General features: G+C 48.7%; 19 protein-coding genes. 12 read left to right on the top strand and 7 right to left on the bottom strand.

Annotated features, from left to right (window positions below; translation table 11 throughout):
- The first annotated feature begins 83 nt into the window (after window positions 1-83).
- Entirely contained in the window at window positions 84-1,970 is a 1,887-nt protein-coding gene (locus GON22_RS01440; RefSeq protein ID WP_160394338.1) for a glucose PTS transporter subunit IIA, read from the top strand.
- On the top strand, window positions 1,967-3,697 hold the full coding sequence (ptsP, locus tag GON22_RS01435; protein WP_160394337.1) for a phosphoenolpyruvate--protein phosphotransferase: 1,731 nt from the start codon (window positions 1,967-1,969) through the stop codon (window positions 3,695-3,697). The genes GON22_RS01440 and ptsP overlap by 4 nt, the downstream gene beginning before the upstream one ends.
- A 55-nt stretch (window positions 3,698-3,752) precedes the next feature.
- Here ptsP and GON22_RS01430 read toward each other — a convergent pair whose 3' ends face one another.
- On the bottom strand, window positions 3,753-4,280 hold the full coding sequence (locus GON22_RS01430) for a type 1 glutamine amidotransferase domain-containing protein (RefSeq protein WP_160394336.1): 528 nt from the start codon (window positions 4,278-4,280) through the stop codon (window positions 3,753-3,755).
- Between the two features lie 62 nt (window positions 4,281-4,342).
- Between GON22_RS01430 and GON22_RS01425 the strand changes: the two genes are divergently transcribed.
- The 5 genes from GON22_RS01425 (at window position 4,343) to GON22_RS01405 (ending at window position 7,523) form a co-directional block, all read left to right on the top strand.
- Window positions 4,343-4,795 (top strand): VanZ family protein, encoded by a 453-nt coding sequence (locus GON22_RS01425; RefSeq protein WP_160394335.1) that lies wholly within the window; start codon window positions 4,343-4,345, stop codon window positions 4,793-4,795.
- Between the two features lie 146 nt (window positions 4,796-4,941).
- Window positions 4,942-5,349, top strand: coding sequence for a hypothetical protein (locus GON22_RS01420; protein WP_336604249.1), 408 nt, complete (start codon window positions 4,942-4,944; stop codon window positions 5,347-5,349).
- A 42-nt stretch (window positions 5,350-5,391) separates the two neighbouring features.
- Window positions 5,392-5,748, top strand: a complete 357-nt coding sequence (ytxJ, locus tag GON22_RS01415) for a bacillithiol system redox-active protein YtxJ (RefSeq protein ID WP_160394333.1) — start codon at window positions 5,392-5,394, stop codon at window positions 5,746-5,748.
- Between the two features lie 69 nt (window positions 5,749-5,817).
- Window positions 5,818-6,825, top strand: coding sequence for a catabolite control protein A (gene ccpA, locus GON22_RS01410; protein ID WP_160394332.1), 1,008 nt, complete (start codon window positions 5,818-5,820; stop codon window positions 6,823-6,825).
- Window positions 6,825-7,523: a 5'-methylthioadenosine/adenosylhomocysteine nucleosidase gene (locus GON22_RS01405; RefSeq protein WP_160394331.1), complete on the top strand. Its 699-nt coding sequence runs from the start codon at window positions 6,825-6,827 to the stop codon at window positions 7,521-7,523. The genes ccpA and GON22_RS01405 overlap by 1 nt, the downstream gene beginning before the upstream one ends.
- A 137-nt stretch (window positions 7,524-7,660) precedes the next feature.
- On the opposite strand, the gene GON22_RS01400 is transcribed toward GON22_RS01405, so the two are convergent.
- From GON22_RS01400 to GON22_RS01390, 3 genes are read right to left on the bottom strand one after another with little or no spacing between them, the layout of a single operon-like run.
- Complete coding sequence (locus GON22_RS01400) at window positions 7,661-8,119, bottom strand: GNAT family N-acetyltransferase (RefSeq protein WP_160394330.1); 459 nt, start codon at window positions 8,117-8,119, stop codon at window positions 7,661-7,663.
- A gap of 57 nt (window positions 8,120-8,176) precedes the next feature.
- A complete protein-coding gene (locus tag GON22_RS01395) occupies window positions 8,177-9,358 on the bottom strand; it encodes an acetoin utilization protein AcuC (protein WP_160394329.1) in 1,182 nt (393 codons plus the stop codon).
- Window positions 9,359-9,406: 48 nt separating this feature from the next.
- Window positions 9,407-10,039, bottom strand: a complete 633-nt coding sequence (locus tag GON22_RS01390) for a GNAT family N-acetyltransferase (RefSeq protein ID WP_160394328.1) — start codon at window positions 10,037-10,039, stop codon at window positions 9,407-9,409.
- Window positions 10,040-10,238: 199 nt separating this feature from the next.
- Between GON22_RS01390 and acsA the strand changes: the two genes are divergently transcribed.
- Window positions 10,239-11,963 (top strand): acetate--CoA ligase, encoded by a 1,725-nt coding sequence (gene acsA / locus GON22_RS01385; protein ID WP_160394327.1) that lies wholly within the window; start codon window positions 10,239-10,241, stop codon window positions 11,961-11,963.
- 159 nt (window positions 11,964-12,122) lie between these two features.
- Here acsA and GON22_RS01380 read toward each other — a convergent pair whose 3' ends face one another.
- On the bottom strand, window positions 12,123-15,326 hold the full coding sequence (locus tag GON22_RS01380) for a transglycosylase domain-containing protein (protein WP_160394326.1): 3,204 nt from the start codon (window positions 15,324-15,326) through the stop codon (window positions 12,123-12,125).
- 167 nt (window positions 15,327-15,493) lie between these two features.
- Complete coding sequence (locus tag GON22_RS01375; protein WP_160394325.1) at window positions 15,494-16,855, bottom strand: TrkH family potassium uptake protein; 1,362 nt, start codon at window positions 16,853-16,855, stop codon at window positions 15,494-15,496.
- A gap of 173 nt (window positions 16,856-17,028) precedes the next feature.
- Here GON22_RS01375 and GON22_RS01370 point away from each other — a divergent pair, with 173 nt between their 5' ends.
- The 3 genes from GON22_RS01370 (at window position 17,029) to yidC (ending at window position 18,468) form a co-directional block, all read left to right on the top strand.
- Window positions 17,029-17,238: a YwbE family protein gene (locus tag GON22_RS01370; RefSeq protein WP_160394324.1), complete on the top strand. Its 210-nt coding sequence runs from the start codon at window positions 17,029-17,031 to the stop codon at window positions 17,236-17,238.
- Window positions 17,239-17,332: 94 nt separating this feature from the next.
- Window positions 17,333-17,701: a hypothetical protein gene (locus tag GON22_RS01365; RefSeq protein ID WP_160394323.1), complete on the top strand. Its 369-nt coding sequence runs from the start codon at window positions 17,333-17,335 to the stop codon at window positions 17,699-17,701.
- On the top strand, window positions 17,623-18,468 hold the full coding sequence (yidC, locus tag GON22_RS01360; RefSeq protein ID WP_160394322.1) for a membrane protein insertase YidC: 846 nt from the start codon (window positions 17,623-17,625) through the stop codon (window positions 18,466-18,468). Before GON22_RS01365 ends, yidC begins: the two co-directional genes overlap by 79 nt.
- Before the next feature lie 93 nt (window positions 18,469-18,561).
- Here yidC and rpsD read toward each other — a convergent pair whose 3' ends face one another.
- Window positions 18,562-19,164, bottom strand: a complete 603-nt coding sequence (gene rpsD, locus GON22_RS01355; protein WP_160394321.1) for a 30S ribosomal protein S4 — start codon at window positions 19,162-19,164, stop codon at window positions 18,562-18,564.
- A gap of 403 nt (window positions 19,165-19,567) precedes the next feature.
- Between rpsD and GON22_RS01350 the strand changes: the two genes are divergently transcribed.
- Entirely contained in the window at window positions 19,568-21,487 is a 1,920-nt protein-coding gene (locus GON22_RS01350; RefSeq protein WP_160394320.1) for a sensor domain-containing diguanylate cyclase, read from the top strand.
- Window positions 21,488-21,528 lie beyond the last annotated feature (41 nt).

Below are 21,528 nucleotides of genomic sequence, written 5' to 3'. Positions count from 1 at the left end.
CTATTGCGTACCCATTAAATTTTCTGACAACATACATATTAGCGCATACGATCGTACTAGTTATTGAGGGGAGGATATAGCAATTGAATGTGCTCGGTAGGATGCAACAGCTAGGTAGATCGGTTATGCTGCCCATGATCGCTTTGCCCGCAGCATCAATATTTCTTAGCTTGAGCACACTGCCATGGGATAAGCTCGGTTTAGGGGATATGGCGCAATATTTAGCTTTGGCGGGCCATGCGATCTTCGCCTTTTTGCCCTATGTGTTTGCGCTTGGCGTAGCTGTCGGCATGTCTGGCAATGCCGGGTCGGCCGGACTGGCAGCATTAGCAGGCATGTTTATCTATGTAGGGATTACGCAGGCGGGCAATCCAGACATTCAGCCTACCGTATTCATAGGCGCCATAATAGGATTGGTGTCTGGCCTGAGCTACGAGCGTTTCAAAAATATAAAGCTGCCAGAATATATCCAGTTTTTTGGCGGACCGCGTTTCGTTCCTTTATTTGTCAGTGTATTTGCCGTTATTTTCTCCGCTATGATGGTAGGGGCGGCGCCCCATATCCAGAACGGGCTGTTTCGCTTAGGGGAAATTGTCAGCTCAGCGGGCGGATTTGGCGTGTTTTTGTACGGATTTATTCATCGGATACTCGTTGTGTTCGGTTTGCATCATCTATTGAATCATGTGTTTTGGTTCCAAGTCGGTGGGTTCATGGAACCGGATGGAACTGTCGCATATGGCGATCTGCCTCGTTTTTTTGCTGGTGACCCGACTGCAGGGGCTTATATGGCAGGCTTGTATCCGACGATGATGTTCGCACTGCCGGCTATCGCGTTTGCAATTATCCAAGAAGCGCGCGAGGATTTAAAGCCTAAAATTCGTAAAACATTTTTGACTGCCGCGCTTGCATCATTCCTTACAGGCGTTACGGAGCCGGTAGAGTTTGCTTTTCTTTTCGTTGCACCTTATTTGTTCGTCGTTCATGCTTTGTTGTCGGGCGTAATGATGTGGGTTACTTATGAACTAGGCATTCGGCATGGCTTTTCGTTCTCCGCTGGCGCGATCGATTACATTTTGAACGAGCATCTTGCCACAAGGGGACTGCTCATCATACCGATTGGCCTTGTATTCGGGATTATTTATTATGTGTTGTTCCGATGGGCGATTCGTAGGTTCCGCATTCCGACACCTGGCCGTGAGGAAGGTTCGCAGCTGGACGAGTGGGCGGGTGATATTCCTTACCGTGCGCCATTGATCTTAGAAGCGATCGGCGGCAAAGAAAATATCGTACAAATGGAAGCTTGCATTACGCGCCTTCGTTTGAAGGTTGCCAATGAGAAGCTCCTCGATATTAATTCACTTCGGAATCTTGGTGCGGCAGGGGTCATCCGGCTCGGCGGTGGGCATGTGCAGGTCGTCTTCGGGACATTCTCTGAGCTCATTCGCGAAGAGATGAACAAGGTTATCCGCAATGACCAAACACAGCTGCTGTTCTGTTCACCTGTGCAGGGCCGGATGATTCCGCTGGAAGAAGTGCCAGACCCAATTTTTGCTGGCAAGCTAGTCGGCCAAGGTGTTGCATTTATGCCGGATAAAGGCGAGCTTGTATCGCCAGTTAAAGGCAATGTCGTTCTAATTTATCCGACAATGCATGCCATCGGCATACGTACCGAAGAAGGTATCGATGTATTGCTGCATATTGGCATCGATACGTCTAAGCTAACGGATCAAGGATATTTTCAAGCGGTTGTCAGCGAGGGGGAAGCGGTTACGCCTGGCCAACTCCTTATTCGATTTGATTTGAATCGGATACGGAAGGCAAGCAAATCGCTTGCGACACCGATGATCATAACAAACTCCGACTTGGTCAAAACTTGGCGATTCGCTCCGTTCAAAGCGGTGAAGAAAGGCCAGGCTTCGGTTATGTCGGTTGTGTTAGTAGAGAGAGACGCTGGGGGGGAGAAGCGATGATAAACGGGATTGGCGCATCACCTGGAATTGCAATCGGCAAATCATTTGTTCTGCCCAATTGGGAATGGGAATTAACGGACCAAAAAATCGACGTCGCTGATCTGGCGCGCGAGTTTGAACGTTTATATGAAGGCATTCGTACATCAAAAGTCGAGATTGAGCAGATGAAGGATGAGCTGCGAGAGGTTGTGGGCACGGAGGAAAGCACGATTTTTGACGCCCATCTTGCGATTCTCGACGATCCAGCCTTCATGAACGAGATTCAAGGGATGATTCAACGCCAGTATAAAGCAGCCGAAGTTGCGGTGAAGGAAGCAATCGACCATTTCGTTACGATGTTTGATCTATTAGATGATGAGTATATGAAGGAACGGGCATTGGATATTAAGGATGTCGGCAACCGATTGCTGAAGCATTTGTTAGGTGCCCCTGAAATTACCTTGCCTTCTGATACGCAGCCGTTTATTCTCGTAGCCAAAGAGCTCTCCCCGTCACAGCTAGCCCATTTGAACCCACAGCACGTACTGGGCATTGTCACATTATCTGGCAGTACGACGTCGCATTCAGCGATTATGGCTCGCGCACTAGGCATTCCGCTGGTCGTTAGCTTAGTTGTTGAAGAAGCTCAAGAAGATCCAATCCAGACGGGTGAAATGCTCGTTATTGATGGGAATGAGGGCATCGTTCTTATTGAACCGACTATCGAGGAAATTAAGCAGTATGCGCAGCTGCAGCATGTTCAGCGGGAAGCTCGCCAACGGCTGCGCGGATTCGCCAATGTATTGCCTGTTACGCCAGATGGCAAGAAACTGGAGTTGGGGGCGAATATTAGCTCACTGAAAGAGCTAGAAGTCGCACTAAGCAGTGGAGCTTATGGGGTAGGGCTGTTCCGGACCGAGTTTTTGTACATGGATCGCCAGCGCTTCCCCCGCGAAGATGAGCAGTTCGATGTTTATCGCAGTGTTGCCGAGCATCTTTGCGGCAAGCCGCTAATTATAAGAACGTTGGATATTGGCGGCGACAAGCAGCTAGACTATTTTGAACTGCCGGAAGAGGATAATCCGTTCCTTGGCTATCGCGCGATTCGAATTAGTTTGGACCGAACAGACTTGTTCAAAACGCAGCTTCGTGCTATTTTGCGCGCTAGCCACTATGGCCAAGTCAAAGTAATGTATCCGCTTATTTCATCTGTAGAAGAGGTACAGGGTGCGAACCGTCTGCTCGAGGAAGCAAAGCAGGAGCTGCTTGCAGAAGGAATTCCATTCGATACGGAGCTAGAGACTGGCATCATGATTGAATTGCCCGCTGCGGTTCAAATTGCTGAATTGCTGGCAGAGGAAGTCGATTTCTTCAGCATCGGCACGAATGACCTCGTACAATTTACATTGGCAGTCGACCGGATGAATGAACAAATTTCGTATTTATACGAACCATTCCATCCAGCGATTTTGCGTATGTTAAAGATGACGGTGGAAGCCGCGAAGAAGAACGGCATCAAAATAAGCGTCTGCGGCGAAATGGCAAGTGATCTCGATGCGTTGCCGATCTGGCTCGCGCTCGATGTCGATGAGCTTAGCATGTCAGGGCACTCCATTCTGGAAGTGAAAGAAAGGCTGCTTCGCACCAATCAAGCGGAAAGCCGTGAGCTGTTCGCTGAATTGCTGCGGTGCAGAACGAGTGCCGACATCCATGATAAGCTCAAGTCGTTCGTCAAAGCGATTCATTAAAAAACCGGCTGCCCGTAATGGACAGCCGGCTATCTTATGTTTAGGGGCAGATAGATTATGATCTAGCCCGCAAAGCTTCTACAAAAGCTTGTCCGTACTCTGGCAGATCGGGCGGCCTGCGAGCGGAAATCAAGTTTCCATCTACAACAACTGCTTCGTCAAACCATTGTGCGCCTGCATTTTCCATGTCATCCCGAATGCCTGGCGTTGAAGTTACTTTGCGGCCGTCCAATATTTTGGCAGAGACGAGCACCCAGCCTGCATGGCAAATTTGCCCGATCGGCTTGTTCTGGTCGTTCATCTCGCGAACAAGGCCCAACACTTTCGGATAACGGCGGATTTTATCCGGTGCCCATCCGCCAGGAACGAGCAGGCCGTCAATCGTTGCGCTATCGACCTCGTCGTACGACAAGTCAGCTACAGCGGGAACGCCGTATTTGCCAATATGCTGTTTGCCCTTCTCCGGCCCTGCAAATAGAACTGTCGCTCCCTCTTCGCGAATGCGATATACGGGATACCACAGTTCCAAGTCTTCAAATTCATCATCTAGCAAGCAAATGACGGTTTGGTTATTAAGACTCATAAGTTCTCCTCTCCAAATCGAAAAATTCAATTATCATACCCTATTGTATCGAAGGTGAAGATATGAAGCAAACCATGTCTAAGGCTGATTCCCAAATTGTCCATAGACGAAGCAGCCGATTGGTTCGGATCTTGCCAGCCATTGCTTGCATGGCCTTGATCTTCATCATGTCCGCCCAACCGGGCAGTGAGCTGGATACGGTGTTTTTGCCTTGGTTTCAAGAGCTATTCCCGGCTATGGAAGGTTTTGATTGGGGCCATTATATCGCTTATTTTGTACTCGGGGTCACGTTTGATTGGATGGCAGGGGCTAGGTTTCGGCGAATCGTGGCTTGTTGTTTGATTGTGTTGGCCTGCACGCTATACGGCTTGACAGATGAGGTTCACCAGCTCTTTGTTGAAGGGCGGACGTTTGATCTTCATGATTTGCTGCATGACGCTATTGGCGCTTCTGCCGCTGTCTTATTGTTAAGCGTTCCAGCTATTCGCAGAAGGTGGCAAGCGCTAATGCGATAGCAAAAATTACATAGGGGATTGAGAAGGAATTCAGGCGAACGAAGTCGAAACAGTATCCGATAAAACGCCGTTTATTGACGTTTAACGGACTGCCCTTCAGGCGAAGGAGTGACTTTAGTTTGCAAAAGCTGTGTATGTGCGGAGATATGATGAAAATGAAACTGCGCACAGTCATTTATTCTGGTAAAGTAGAGATTGATAATGTACCCGTATATACATGCAAGGTTTGCAGCCGGAGCGAAGTGTTTCCTGTTGTTAAACCGGATTTGACCGGATTGATTGGCAAGCTCGGCTCGCATCCGGACAAACAAATTTTCCGGTTTAATGAATGGAATGAGTGGGCAAATTTATTGGTAGAGGCATGCAACGGGAAGAAAAAAGAACCGGATCACTCTGCAGTCGACAAGCTTGTTGCTGAGCGCATTGATATGCTGCTCGACCTGTACTCGCTTGCCGAGAAAATAGGGGACGCCGATTGGAAGGAAGATCTCGCTAAGCGATTGGCTCAAATCAGCCATTCTGCCTCTCTACATAAACGTGTGTCCACGTTTTAACATTCGGCCATGCATGGCCAACGATCATGAGGAGGAACGATAATGACTTTATACGAAACGTTAAGTACTGTTGAGCAATGGGAGGATGCAGCGGCATCTTCCGCCGAAAAGCCATTATTTGTTTTCAAACACAGCACGCGTTGTTCGGTGAGCGCTGAAGCGATCGAGGCTTGGACGAAGTGGGTTGAAGAAAACCAAGGCTCAGGCATTCGCCAAACGCTTGTGAACGTTGTCGAAGACCGTCCAGTTTCCAATGCCATTGCGGAAGCTACAGGCGTAACCCACGCATCGCCGCAAGCTATTCTAATTGTGAATGGCGAGGCAGTATGGAACACATCCCATTGGCATATTACGCAAGCTTCGCTAGAGGAACATCTCCGCGCGCATTGCGGAAAGTAAATTTTTGTCGTATCATTACGTTAACATGAAGCGGTGCGATAAAAATTCGGAGCAATGGAGAGAAGGAACGTGACGGTAACCATTTATGATGTAGCAAGGGAAGCTGGCGTGTCTATGGCAACGGTGTCGCGGGTCGTAAATAACAACCCGAACGTTAAGCCACAGACGCGCAAGAAGGTATACGAAGCGATTGAACGCCTCGGCTACCGTCCGAACGCGGTTGCACGCGGATTGGCCAGCAAGAAAACGACGACAGTCGGCGTCGTTATTCCTGATATTTCGAACGCAATCTTTGCTGAGGTTGCGCGCGGAATCGAAGATATTGCGAATATGTATCATTATAATATTATTTTGTGTAACGCTGATAAACGGAAAGAGAAAGAAATTCGAGTCATTAATACGCTTCTTGAGAAGCAAGTTGATGGATTGCTCTTCATGGGCGGCGCCGTTACTGAAGAGCATTTGCAAGCGTTCAAAACGGCTAACGTGCCGGTTGTTCTCTGCGCGACCTCCGATGAGGACGGCCACATTCCTGCTGTAGACATTAATCACGAGGAAGCTGCATTCGACGCTGTGAAGACCCTTATCGCTAATGGGCATCGCAGAATTGCTATGATTAGCGGCACGTTGCAAGATCCATCCAACGGTTATGCCCGTTTCCATGGATACAAGCGTGCGCTTGAAGCGGAAGGAATTGCCTATGATGAGTCGCTTGTCCGTATCGGCAACTATCGGTATGAATCCGGTGTCGAGGCGATCAAGTACTTCTTAGAGCTTCCTGAGCGCCCTACTGCAGTGTTTGCAGCAACGGATGAGATGGCGATCGGTGCGATTCATAGCATTCAGGATGCAGGGCTGAAAGTGCCTGACCATCTTTCTGTGATCAGTGTCGACAACAGCCGGATGGCTTCGATGGTGCGCCCTCAGCTCACGACTGTGGCACAGCCAATGTATGACATTGGTGCGGTATCGATGCGTTTGCTGACGAAGCTGATGAAGAAGGAAGCTGTTGATCAAGCTAAAGTCATTTTGCCGCATGAAGTGATTACCCGCCATTCCGTTAGAGGGCTTAACTAATGGTTTTCGAACGGATCGGCATAATTGGGGCGATGGCAGAAGAGATTGAGCTATTGCACCGTCATGTTGACGTGAAGTCTGAGCAGGTACGGGCAGGCATTACATATTATGAGGGTACGCTCCATGGCAAGACGGTCGTCTATTGCAAATCGGGCGTTGGCAAGGTGAATGCTGCAGTCTGCACACAGTTGCTTATCGACCAGCATGTTGATTCCATTTTATTTACAGGTGTAGCAGGTGCGGTTGATCCAGCCTTGAATATCGGAGATATCGTTGTATCGTCAACCTGCCTCCAACATGACATGGATTGTACGCCGCTTGGCTTCGCTCGTGGCCAAATTCCGTTCCAAGAGGTATGGGAATTCCATGCTGACGAACGTCTCGTCAACCTGGCATCTGATGCAGCCGAGAAGCTGTTTTCCGGTCACCACCGGACGGGCAAGGTGCTTTCAGGCGATCAGTTCATTGCTAGCCGTGAGGCGGTGCAGGAGCTGTTTGAGAAGCTGGACGGCACATGTACGGAGATGGAAGGCGCTGCAGTGGCACAGGTTTGTGCGATGAACGAGACACCATTTGTCGTTATCCGTTCGATGTCTGACAAGGCGGATGGCTCTGCACATGTTAATTTTGCAGAATTCACGATTGTTGCTGCCAACAATTCGTTCGGAATTATTAATGAAATGATCGGTCAAATGTAACATGATGAAGCACAACGAAGGACAGATGCGACTGGTTCGCGATCTGTCCTTTTTGTCGTACTGCCCGTTGTATGTATCAATCGATTCGTTTCATGTGTAAAATCGAAAAATCGTGTTGTTCGGTCAAGGATTGTTGATTATAGTTTCTTAAGGAGTTTGACATACTCGCCGTACTCGTCTGCACCTGTAAATAAGACGTCAGTAAAGCCTTTTTTTTCGTACAGATGCTTTGCATTGTAGTTGTCTGTATCGACGCCAAGGGAGATTTCCCCATATCCAAGGTTAACAGCATATTCAATCAAATAATCAAGCATAATGCTGCCGATTCCACGATTGCGATACTCTTCTTTAACAATCATGCGAGATAAATAAATGCGTTTGTTAGGGATCGTATAATCCGGATCATCGTTTCTAAAAACCAATGAGCCTTCTCCTATAAACTCATCATTTTCTGAATAAATAAAAGTAATTCTGTTTCCACTTTCTAGTTCGCCATAAAACTTATTTGCCATAGTTACGTTCTTTTTCATATCCCAAATATTGCTGCACTTTTCATACTCACTAAGATTAAGTTGCTTTATTTGATAGTTTGTCATAACTCACTCCTCCTTGTGCCGGTAAGAAGCCTTGCTTTCCCATCGATTTAAACGAACTTAAATTCGCTGCAATACTCGCTCTTGGGTTTGCCGATTAGCGGCTTCAATAATGCTGCGGCGGGGAATCGGCTCCCATGCTTGAAGATCATCATGCCAATGGGTGGGCAACTGCTCATCCCCTCCGGCATGCTCCGCCCATGCTTGTTTCCAATCCTCCGCAATAGGGGGAGAGGCAGTGGGTTCATGCTGCGCTAGAGGATGGCCAACCATTGTTAGCCACACCAGCGACCAAGCGCGAGGGACGACTCGCCAGATGTCATAGCCGCCGCCGCCAAGTGCCACCCATTTGCCGCCAGAGTAGCGGTCAGCGAGATTTTTAATAATGGCAGGCATTTCGTGATATATTCGCATGCTACAATGCATATGGGACAACGGATCGTATGCATGTGCGTCGCAGCCATGCTGGCTAATAATGAGACCAGGCTGAAATACCCGTGCAGCTTCCTCAACGGTAGATTGGAAGATCTCTAGCCATGAATCGTCTTCGGTATAGGGCTCTAGCGGCACGTTCATGCATGCGCCTACGCCAGCGTCCATGCCGCGTTCATGTACGAAGCCAGTGCCAGGGAATAGGAATTTGCCGGTTTCGTGAATCGAATAGGTGAATACATCCTCATTGCTGTAAAAGGACCACTGCACGCCATCGCCGTGATGGACGTCTGTATCGATGTACAGGATGCGAGTGCCGTATTTGCTGCGAATATGCTCGATTGCTATAGCAGCATCATTGTAGATGCAGAAGCCCGTTCCGCGATCTGGAAACGCATGATGGAGCCCTCCAGCCATATGGAATGCGCGAGTCGCTTTTCCGCTCATTACGGTTTCAGCTGCATGTACAGAACCGCCTACAATGGCAGCGGAAGCTTCATGCATCCCTTCAAAGTAAGGGGTATCGTCTGTGGTGAAGCCATACTTGGCCGCAGCAGTGATTGCTGCCTCACTTGGGTTAGACTGGCTTAATTGCCGGACGGTGCGGACATAATCAGGGCGATGGATGGATAAAATCATCTCATCGCTCGCAGGAGTTGGGGCGATAATGTCAGCGCCTTGCAGGGCATCGCTTCGAATGAGCAGGTCTCTTGTTGTGATTAAGCGAGTAGGATCGAAGGGATGATGTTCATTAAACCGATAGCGTTCCGCATCGGGATGATGGATAAATACGGCATCAGCCGGTGGCATATAGATAAACACCCTTCCTAGCATAATACGGTGGGAAGCACCGATTGCTTAATACATAAATCGTTGCCTGAAGCGAACCCGGTCGAATTGCTCAACGGAAGCGAGCGGAACGTCTGGCCCTACACGGACCATCAAACAATTCGCAGGGTGTGAGCAAATCTCGGGATCATCCGTTGCGAACCAGATCATGCCGATAGATTGCATGACACGCTCCATCATTCCGCGATATTCCCAAACACTGAGTTTCATTCCTTCTAAGTCCCAATGCCAATAGTACTCCGTTGTATATACAATCATTCGGTCAAGCTGGCCTTCCGCGAAGGCAATTTGAATCATTTGTTTGCCAATGCCGCCTGAACGGTATTCGGCAGCAACTTCGACGGCACCTAGCTCGACAAGATCGGCCATGCCTGCATCAGACCAGCGTTCAAGCTCATCGGGATAATGGAAGGTGACGTAGCCGATGATGGTTTCGCCATCGCGGCAGACAATAATTCGGCCCTCTGGAAGATCTGCAATTTCGATTAGTGCGACTAACTGGTCAGCAGGGCGACGGAAGGCATGAAGCCCTGCATGCATTTGGTAGGTTTGCAATCGCTCGGGAGGAACTGGACCCTCAATTACGAGTTCACGGTTGTTTTGGGTTATAGAAATGCGTTGATATCGCTTCACATGCTCCAATGCCAGAATTCCCCCTTTTCCGTCATCAAGTGTGGCAGAAGCCTAAGCCTACTACACTTATAGCAAAACGAATGCCATTTGAAAAGGATAGTCTCGTTTATAGGCTCTATGGTATAATATCACAGGTGGAAATGAAAACGTATACTCGCTTGCGCCTTCCAATAGATGAAGGTCGCTTATTTGACGGGAGATGATAAGCATGATCAACTTACATCAAGAACGCATACCGGCAACAGCAGAGCGCACGAATCTCGGGGATTATGACGCCGCACGTGCACAATTTGATTGGGAGCAAATAGAAAGCCACTTCACATGGCATAAGACTGGCAAAGTAAATATGGCGCATGAAGCCATTGATCGGCATGTTTTGGAAGGCAAAGGGGACAAGGTTGCGCTTCATTATAGCGATGCTTCCCGCGAGGAGAGCTGGACCTATGAGCAATTGAGCAAGCAATCGAATCGGTTTGCCAATGTGCTGCGCCAGCATGGCGTTGCCAAAGGGGACCGCGTATTTATTTTCATGCCCCGCACACCGGAGCTGTATGTCAGCTTGCTCGGCGCACTGAAAGTAGGCGCTGTCGTCGGGCCATTATTCGAAGCGTTCATGGAAACGGCCGTAAAGGACCGATTGCTAGATAGCGGAGCATGTGCGATTGTGACGACACCAACCTTGGTGCAGCGCATCAATCGGGACGAGCTGCCTGAACTTAAGCATATCGTTCTCGTGGGCGGCACGGATGCTTCACAGGAAGGCTTGCTGAGCTACGAGCAGGAGATGAGCCAAGCTTCAGACGAAGCAGAGGTGGAATGGCTTGACCGTGAGGACGGGCTCATTTTACATTATACGTCGGGATCTACAGGCAAGCCGAAAGGCGTGTTCCATGCACAAAATGCAATGATCCAACATTATTATACCGGCCGTGTCGTTCTCGACCTGCGTGAGGATGATGTATACTGGTGTACAGCCGATCCAGGCTGGGTAACAGGGACGTCCTATGGCATCTTCGCTCCGTGGCTCAATGGGGCTACGAATGTCGTTCGTGGCGGCCGATTCAGCCCGCAGGACTGGTACAGCACGTTGCAAAAGTATGGCGTTACGGTATGGTATAGTGCGCCAACGGCATTCCGTATGTTGATGGGTGCTGGTGAAGACGTCGTATCGAGCTTTGATCTCTCTAGCTTGCGCCATGTATTGAGCGTAGGCGAGCCGCTCAATCCTGAGGTTGTACGGTGGGGGCTGAAAGTGTACAACCAACGCATTCATGATACGTGGTGGATGACGGAGACCGGTGGGCAATTAATTTGTAACTACCCTTCAATGGATATTAAGCCAGGCTCCATGGGCAAGCCTCTGCCAGGCGTACGCGCTGCGATTATTGATGACCAAGGCAATGAGGTTCCGCCTTATCGCATGGGCAACTTGGCTGTAGCAGCGCCATGGCCGTCGATGATGCGCCGCATTTGGAATAACGATGCGAAATACGAGGAATATTTCCGTATTCCTGGTTGGTATATTTCAGGTGATTCCGCTTATATGGACGAGGACGGATATTTCTGGTTCCAAGGGCGTATCGATGACGTGATTAACACATCGGGCGAACGTGTAGGGCCTTTCGAGGTTGAGAGCAAACTGGTTGAGCATCCGGCCGTAGCCGAAGCAGGCGTTATTGGCAAGCCAGATCCTGTGCGGGGCGAAATCATTAAAGCGTTCATCGCTCTTCGTGAAGGCTTTACAGCTTCAGATGAGTTGAAAGAGGACATCGCGAAGTTTGTCAAAATCGGATTGTCCGCGCATGCATCTCCACGTGAAATTGAGTTTAGGGATAAGCTGCCGAAAACGCGCAGCGGCAAAATTATGCGGCGCGTATTGAAAGCATGGGAACTCAATTTGCCAACTGGCGATTTATCTACAATTGAAGATTAATGGTGTAGGGGCTGTCTTGGAAGTCATCATGACATTCAAGGCGGCTTCATTTTGTTCTGCTCGATATGAAAGAAAACAGGGCTATTCCCTATGGTCATCAAGACCTTAGGGAATAGCCCTTAAATGTTTTGCAGCTTACTGTGTTTTAGACCTGATCGGCTAGCTTCCGTAGATAATAGAAGCGGAGCTTGATGATTCACCGCGATCATTGGCGGCTGTTACCTGGTAAGAGCCTGTAGTCATGACAGAAACGTATTCGAAGTGAGTTTCGCCCGTCGAGCCAAGCTTCACATACTTTCCATCATTGTTTGCACTGTAATAAACGTTGTACTTCGTAACTTGATCAGACACAGCATTCGCGTTCCACGTAATTCGGACGCCTATATCTGTCGCTTCCACGGACAGCCCGTTAGGTGCGGAAGGCAATGGGATCGTACCCTCTGGCGTTTCGGGTTCAATTGGCGTGCCACCAGAATTAGCATTGCCGTTCGAAGTGCCGCCAGTGGTGCCACCGGTGTTATTGCCAGTGGTGCCTCCCGTGTTGCCTGTAGAACCGCCTGGCGTCGTGCCCGGCGTTGGAACGCCTGTGCCTGTATCAGGTGTGGCCGGTGGCGTTGCTGGGTCACTAGGGCCGCTAGATGCACCAACTGATCGGCTAGGTGCGGATTCATGGCCGACTACGTCCACCGCAGTTACGTAATAAGTAAACGCTGCACCAGCTGCCGTTGAGAAGACTGTTTTCTCACCCACTAGGACCGTATCGCCAACTTGTTTGAATGGTGCACCTGGCGAATCAGAGCGGTAGAGGCGATATCCAACAACGTCAGCCTGTGGGCTCGGATTAAATGAAATATTTGAAGCAGATGCGCTTACAGATGCTAATCTTACGTTTGCAGGTGCACTTGGTGCACTGCCGTCGTCTTGCCTTGGGTCAACCTTAGATGGTGCGTTGTTCTCGGCATCCTCAGGCAAGAAGAATGACATTGGCCGGCGGCTGCTCGAAGGCAGGACGGACTGGGCTTTCTGAATTTCTTCCATCAATACATCGAGTGGCCTTTTCCGTTTAACGACGATTTGTTCTCGCACCATATCGGATGGCGTAGCCGCATTCGGAACATAGTTCACGCCGTTGTAAGGGATGAACGCCATTTTAACGAGTGCATCATCGGATGTTTTTGGCAAATACTTTTTGTTAAACCAGTCCGTCACTAGCAGTCCCGCTTGTCTAGTCAAGTCTGTAGGCAGCTTGCCGCTTACGCTGGACACGGTGGCGCGAACGATTCCGTCCGGCTTGGACCAAGACTTGGTAGGGAACAATTCTGGTTCTGCAGCAGTGACTTCGTTCATGATCATCGTCCAAATAGAGCGAGCGCGCGTGCGCCCATCCTTAGACAAGGTATGAACCGACTTCTCATAACCTGCCCAGACGCCAAGCGTAATGTCTGGCGTGAAGCCCATAAACCATACATCGCCATAATCTTGAGTTGAACCGGTTTTGCCGGCGACAGGGATTTTGCCGTATTGCTTAAATTTCGACTTCACAGAATGGGCTGTACCATTCGCATCAGAGATAACGGTACTGAGCATGTCCGTCATTAGGAATGCGGTTTGCTCAGAATAGACGCGTGTTGGTTTTGCTTTATGCTCATAAATTACTTTTCCAGCGGAATCGGTAATTTTCGAAATCATAAACGCGTCATTGAAAACGCCCTTGTTCGGTATTGTACCATAGGCATTCGCCAGTTCCTCGACCGTTACGCCTTTGCTTAAACCGCCAATTACACCTGTCTGGGCATTGTCATCTTCGGGTTGCAAAGTAGTTATGCCTAATGAACGCGCGAACTTCCAAGCGTTATCGATTTTGACATCATCAAGGAAAAGCTTGAGCGCTGGCAAGTTAAGCGAGCGGTTCAACGCTTCCCTCGCCGTGACGAGGCCCAGATAACGATTGTTCGAGTTTTTAGGAATATGATAGCCTTTCTGGCCATCCTTCAACACGATTGGAGCATCATCGAGCACGCCAGCTGGTTGGATATACCCTTTTTCTAGCGCTGGCAAGTATGCGGCGATTGTTTTCATCGTAGAGCCTGGCTGGCGCGTCATTTGTGTCGCGAAGTTCATTTGCTCTTCGTAGAAGTCGCGGCCTTCTAACATGCCAAGAATGGCGCCTGTCCGATGGTCAATCATGATGCCGGCGATTTGCTCGATTCCTTTTTCTTTGCTGTCTGGCGCAAAGTTTTCTGGATTCTCGCCAATTTTGTGCATGAGGTTGTAGATTTTCTTATCAATCGTCGTGTATACGCGATAACCGCCACGCTGCAGCTGCTCGCGAGCTTCCTCAAGCAGGCTTGGGTTTTCTGCGATCTTCTCTTTCGTCAAATCTGAATCTTGCTGCATTAGCAAAATTTCTGCTGCTTCACGTTCCGATTCCAACATGAGGTAAGGGAAGGTAGCGTATGCTTTTTTCGTCGGTTGCGCCATCGTAGCCCGGATGTCGAATTGCAATGCTTCATCGTACTGCTGCTTCGTAATCCGGCCCTTGTTCAGCATGTAGCCGAGTACATTATGCTGGCGTTCAATGGCGTATTTGAGTCCTTTCTCGTTCCATTGACCCTTGCCGTTATAGGCTGTATAGGCGGATGGACGCTGCGGCAGTCCGGCGAGATAGGCCGATTGCGCAATGTTCAGCTGATTCAAGTCGGAAATATTAAAAATGCCTTTGGCTGCTGCTTTAATGCCGTATAAGTTGTAGCCGCTTGAGCCATTGCCGAAAGGCACCTTATTCAGATAAGCCGTTAGGATTTCATCCTTCGTGATGTAACGCTCCATGCGTATGGAAAGGAAGATTTCCTTTACCTTACGGCTGTCTGACTTGTCTAGACTGAGGAACATACGTCTGGCGATTTGCTGCGTCAGCGTACTGCCGCCAGTCTGCGTTTCTTTATTCATTACCTTTTGTAAAACTGCCCTCGCGGTGCCCTTCAAGTCTATGCCGAAGTGTTCATAGAAGTTATTATCCTCCGTGGCAAGCACTGCATCTATGACTTGCTTCGGAACATCCTTGAGCTCGACCACACGTCGATCCTCTTCCGTTCGCAATTGCCCGATCGGCGTGACGTTATCGTTAAAATAAACGAAGCCGGTTTCTGAATTGTCAACGAGTTTCTGCTCTATGAGCGCTCGAGGACGAACGGGCTCGTCCTTTACGAATGATGCGACATAGCCCGTTGCAATTCCTCCGGCGAATAAGCCGATCATGAGTCCGAAAATGAACATCCATTTGAAGGTTATCCAAACAACGAGGCCAAATGTTCGCCATTTGCTATGTACCGCGGGTGATGATGACTTCCGTTCTTCTGCCATACAAGCCAATTCCTCCTCCGATTAACAGACTTATTATAGCATAATTCGCGCTTGATCGGCATCCTTTGATTGGGGTTCATTCCCATCCTCTCCACTGCCAGCCAGCCGAAGCTTCGATAAAAAACAAACATTCCAATTGCTTGGAATGTTTGCAGCAGCAATCTAGATTAGCCAATCGTAATGCGTCCCTCGGGACGCCTGAATTTGTCCTTCTCTGGCTTTCGTGCTAGGGCGAATGCTAATGTAACAGGGCCAAGCCGGCCGACAAACATGAGCACGATGAGAAAGGCTTTGCCAAACGAGCTGAACTGATCCGTTATGCCTGTCGACATGCCAGCCGTTGCAAATGCGGAAGTTACCTCGAACATAATAGGCAGGAAAGGGGCAGATTCAGTCGTCGTTAGAACCATTGTTGCAATAACGATAAGGAAGAAGGATAGCAGCGTGAATGTAATCGCTTTATGAATGCGATCTTGATCGAGCCGCCTGCGGAACAGGACAACATCTTCACGGCCCCTTAGCATAGCAATAACAGCAAAGATGAGCACGACTAGCGTCGTTACCTTGATCCCTCCGCCAGTGGATCCGGGAGCGGCCCCTACGAACATAAGAAGCATAATGGCAAATTGGGTTGCCTGGCGCAACTCGCCAATATCGACAGTGCTCACGCCTGCTGAACGGGAGCTTACCGACTGCATCATCGCATTGAGCAGCTTATGAGTAAACGATAGCGGCTGCATGGTATTGGGGTTTGAATATTCGAAAATAAAAATAATGATCGTTCCGAACACGATAAGCCCTGCGGACGCCGCCAGTACGACTTTGGAGTGAAGCGTTAGGCGTTTGTTTTGGCGGTATGTAATAAGGTCGGAAAGGACGATGAATCCTAGCCCTCCGAGAACGATCAGAATCATGGATACGATCGAAATGAACGGATCTTGCGCGTAATCAATCAAGCTGGCGGACCGGTCGGGATACATCCCGAATAAATCAAATCCTGCATTGTTAAAAATGGAGATGCTGTGAAACAAACCGAAGTATAACGCTCGTCCAACTGGCATTTCTGTCATAAAACGTGAGGCTAATAAAATGGCGCCTACTGCTTCGATCACGAGCGAGTAGACCATTACTTTCTTAATCAGCGGGATAATGCCTTCAAGTGTCGTTTGATTCATTGCTTCCTGTAAAATGAGCCGCTCCCGGAATGAAATCCGTCGCCTAAGCACAATCGCAATAAGCGTCGCCATCGTCGTAAACCCGAGCCCGCCTACCTGGATTAGAACCATTAAGGACACTTGTCCAAGCGTCGTAAAGTCCATTCCAACATTAATGACAGATAGCCCCGTTACGCAGGCAGCAGAGGCGGCAATAAACATGGCATCAAGGAAGGGAAGCGCTTCTCCGTTTGTATTGGAGCTCGGAGTGGCAAAAATAACTGATCCAATTAAAATAATGACGATAAAGCCAAGTGCTAACGTCTGGGGTGGCGATAATCGAAATGCCCGTTTTCTATTCGAATAATTAAGCATGTATTCAACTCCGAACAAATGAAAGTATGATTATTATTGGATTGCAGAATAAACTTATGTAATTAGATGAATTTAGCATACCTTGTATAGAAGAATGGATCAATATTGGTGTCCATAATTTAATTATGCTACGATAGGTAAACGTTTAAGGATAGATAGGAGCACGAGATTAAATGAGTGAATCAGGAAATGTCAGAAGCAACATTCGAACGGGATTGACAGTCGATATCGTATTGAAAAAGGATCAACGCACGGGCGCTTTGACACGCGGTGTGGTTCAACAAATTTTAACGAATTCGCCTAATCATCCGCATGGCATCAAGGTTCGCCTGCAGGATGGCCAAGTGGGGCGCGTGAAAGTGGTACATTCGAGCGGAAACTAGCGATCATTGTCAGTGCTTGACGGGTTGCAGCTTCCTATTAGAAAGGCCTACAATATAGGCATCGGCTATGAGCGATGAAGGGAGGTGAACCCTGATGTTCGAGTTAAATGATATTATCCCTTATTTGTTCTCCATTAGTGTGTTGTGTTCGTTGGCGTATGTTTACTTCTGCTGGACAGCTCATTCACCTATCGAGTATTACAATAGTGAACCGTATGTATGGCTTTCGGAAGCGCCGTTAGCAGGCACTGTACGTGAATGGGCGGATATTCGGCATGGGCTCGTGCGAAAAGTGAAACGGAAGGAAGCGCCCGACGAAGATGCAACAGATTGTAACTCCTCGTTAGCAGAAGAACTAGGTTCTACTATACGAGGAGGATTCAAATGGGGAAAATACAAAGAAGCAACAGCGGGTTCGCTTTCCCGCGTCGTTACGGATTCGTATTACTGTTCATCGCATTAATGCTTATTAGCGGTTGTGGGGCAAACGGCACGATAGACAGCAGCACGCCTGGAACGTTTAATCATTATATTGTTTATCCGTTTTCAACGGTGATCCAGCATGTGGCTGGTTGGTTCGACGGCAGCTATGGCATTTCGATTATTGTCATTACTTTGCTCGTCAGGCTAATTCTTATGCCATTGATGATTCGGCAGCAAACCGGCCAGTTGGCAATGAGGGCGAAGATGAAAGCATTAACGCCTGAATTGGTGGCGGTCAAAGAAAAGTACAAGTCAAGAAAAGATGCGGAATCCCAACGCAAGCTGCAGCAAGAGACGATGCAGTTGTACCAGCAGCACGGTGTTAACCCACTCGCGATCGGCTGTTTGCCATTGCTCGTTCAATTGCCAATATTGACAGGCCTGTACTATGCGATTCGAATGACACCAGAGCTTAAGACCCATACTTTCTTATGGTTTAAGCTTGGCTCAGCGGATCCTGTAATGCCGTTTATTGCAGCAGGCGTATATTTGATTCAATCTTTCGTGTCCCAACGTTTATCGGGTTCGGATGCAAGCCAACAGAAGCAGATGGCCATATTGATGTACTTATCGCCAGTCATGATGGGGCTCTTTTCTTTTACAGCGCCAGCTGCGCTGCCGTTATATTGGGCCGTTGGCGGAGTATTCATGATTGGGCAATCGTGGCTGGCTTATAAGCTATATCAGAGGCGTACGGTGAAGCAAGCTGAGCCGCCGATCATAAATCCAAGAGGCGCTGAAGGGTAATGGTTGAAGGGCGAACCGAGAGGTTTCGTCCTTTTTTAAACGAAAAAAAGCCATCGAGTGAAATCACTCAATGGCTTTCTCTTAAAGATGTTATTAACGGCTGTAGAACTCGACGATTTGTTTTTCGTCGATATCTTGGGAAAGCTCAGCGCGTTCTGGCAGACGAAGGAATTTGCCTTCGAGTGCTGCTTCGTTCAGGTCCAAGTAGTTAGGAACATGGTTGCGGCCTTCACGAGCTTCTTTGATCGATTTCATTGCACGGCTGCGCTCACGCAGACCGATAACGTCGCCAAGAGCAACCGTGTAGGAAGCGATGTCGACTTTTTTGCCGTTAACCGTTACGTGTCCATGGGATACGAGCTGGCGTGCGCCTGCACGGGAGTTCGCGAAACCAAGACGGTAAACGAGGTTATCCAGACGGCTCTCAAGCAAGAACATGAAGTTTTCGCCGGAGATACCTTTTTGTTTCGATGCGCGATCGAACAGGTTGCGGAATTGCTTCTCGTTCAAACCGTACATGTGGCGAAGCTTTTGTTTTTCTTGCAATTGAACGCCGTAGCCGCTAATTTTTTTACGAAGGTTAGCGCCGTGTTGGCCTGGTGGGAATGGGCGTTTTGCAAGTTCTTTACCCGTACCGCTCAGGGAAATACCGAGGCGGCGGCTAAGTTTAAATTTAGGGCCTGTATAACGTGACATATGTGTGTAACTCCTTCTTCAAATGTAATTTTGAAAATGGGGTCGCTGTTTCGCCGGAAAATATCTGCTTAACCGAAAATCACGGTAAGTCCTGACAGACTAGTTCAGCCGCTGGCCTGTCAGCGATAAGATCCTAAGGGTGACACAAAAAGCCCCGCCCAACAATCATTAATAAATTTTATAGGAAAATGAACAGTGTTGTCAAGTGAAAAGCAATGTTGGAGAATAGTTAGAATCTTCACAAAAAATTTGATTCAAAAGACCTATGCAAGTAGTGCATAATTCATGAGAATACAGTATTATAGGATTACCTACTTTGTATTATATTTTCTGGTAGACTGCATGAAGGAAGACAGTGAATTCATTCATTTTTCCGTTTTGACGGAAGGGCGGTGAGCTACCTATGCGCCAACATATATTGAACGATGCTGATACTTTAACCGGCAGATCTGGACAAGCTTCGGATTTATGGTATGAAAGTGAAGACATCAACGCCAATGACGTCCCCTATTTGATGTCACTTCTACAAGAAAGCTTCAGCCAATGGCTGGAAGAGTCGAACGGCTTGCCGCTAATGAATCGCGTTGCGCTAAGCTTATTCTCGCCTGAGTTGAAGGTTGCGGATACAGCTGGTGCGCTTGCACGCAATATTCCAATGGACGAAGCAGCTATGCAGGCTGCCCAAGAAGCATTAACAGGGCAAGCCATTGCGATTATACATAGCTCGGGATGCGCTGCAATTGCGGTGCCGCTTATGCGCCGCAAGGATGAGCAACAGCCTTTCGCCGTGCTTACTGCTGTTGCGCCGGAGGCGGATGATGTTCTGATTGCCCAATTGCAAGCAGCGACATTCCATTTGCGAGGCTGCTTTTATAGGCGATTTGAGCGCATGTTTATAGCCGACATTATCCAGCATCAACGGATGTCCGAACGGGATGCCCAGCATCGCGCTTCACTTTTTGCAGCTGCGAAGCGGTTATATGACGGGATCGATGTAGGGTCGGTATTGTCGGAGATGATGCAGAGCTTAGTTGCGTTGTATCCAGATTCCCGCATACGGCTTTATTTATCCCAGGATCATATGAAAGGGGATGCAAGGGTGAAGCCTTTGCACTTTAATCATCCCTCTGGCGATTTTGTAGCGAAGTCGTTCCTTGAAGCGAAACCGTTCGTTCGCCCGCGTGAAGGCGGGCTTGTCGATTTGGCAGTCCCTATGTCGGGGAAACAGGCTGTGTATGGCGTGCTTCGATTGTTAATTAACGACCAATTATGGGACCCGGCGGACTTGCCAGCACTTGTACTGCTTGCTGACACGGCAGGAAGTGCTTTCGAGAACGCGAAGCTCTATGAGCAATCTAATGTTCTTATCGGTGAGTTGCGCCTAATTAATGAGCTTACGAAGCTGTTAAGCCAGTCGCTTAAACTCAAAGATATATTTAACTATACGACAAGCGAATTGCTTCGGATCTATCAGGCGGATTGCTGCTGTTTGTTGAGTTATGATAAGGAACAACAGAAATTTGTGGTCATGTCGAGCAACCTGCCGTCATTTGAGAATGAACAGTTTTCTATTGAATATGGATTTACTGGGGTTGTGTACCGTTCGCAAGAGCCTGTAATCATTTCGGATTACTGGCAATCGAATAGCGTCTCCTCCAGATGGATGGATGACACAGGCTCGCGCTCGTTAATCGCCGCGCCGATTTTATCCGGTTCCGAAGTCGTTGGAGTAATTTTGGTCGGGCACCGCAGCCCAAATTATTTTTCCTATGAGAACTATAAGCTGCTGCAGGTGCTGTCAAGCCACATTGGCCTAGCGATGTCGAATGCATCCCTGCATGCCGAAGTGCGCCGAATGGTCATTACAGACCATCTGACGGGATTGAGTGCGCGCCATTATTTGAATGACCGGATTCAGCGCAAGCAGCGCAAGGACCGTTGCGGCTCGCTCATCGTTGTGGATATTGACAAGTTCAAAAGCATTAATGATACGTATGGCCATCAAGTTGGCGACCAGATTCTGATGCAAGTGTCTGAGACGATTAAAGCCTCGATCCGCGATACTGACATCGCAGCAAGATGGGGCGGCGAAGAGTTGGCAATCTATTTGCCCGAAATTCGCAGGGAACAGGCTTATCGAATTGCAGAACGGATTCGGATGAAGGTAGAGTCGGACACCTCCCCATCGGTTACCGTATCCTGCGGCTTATCGGAATGGACGTTCGAGGATGACAAGGTAAGCGTTGAATCGCTCTTCTATCGGGCTGACATGGCGCTGTACCAGGCGAAGAACAGCGGCCGCAATCGCATAAATATCGGATAAAGGCAATGAAGGACACTCGAGTATGACTCGCATAGTGTCCT

The sequence above is a fragment of the Paenibacillus sp. MMS18-CY102 genome (assembly GCF_009789195.1).
Lineage (GTDB): Bacteria > Bacillota > Bacilli > Paenibacillales > Paenibacillaceae > Paenibacillus_T.
This window is presented reverse-complemented; position numbering and strand designations above follow the sequence as displayed.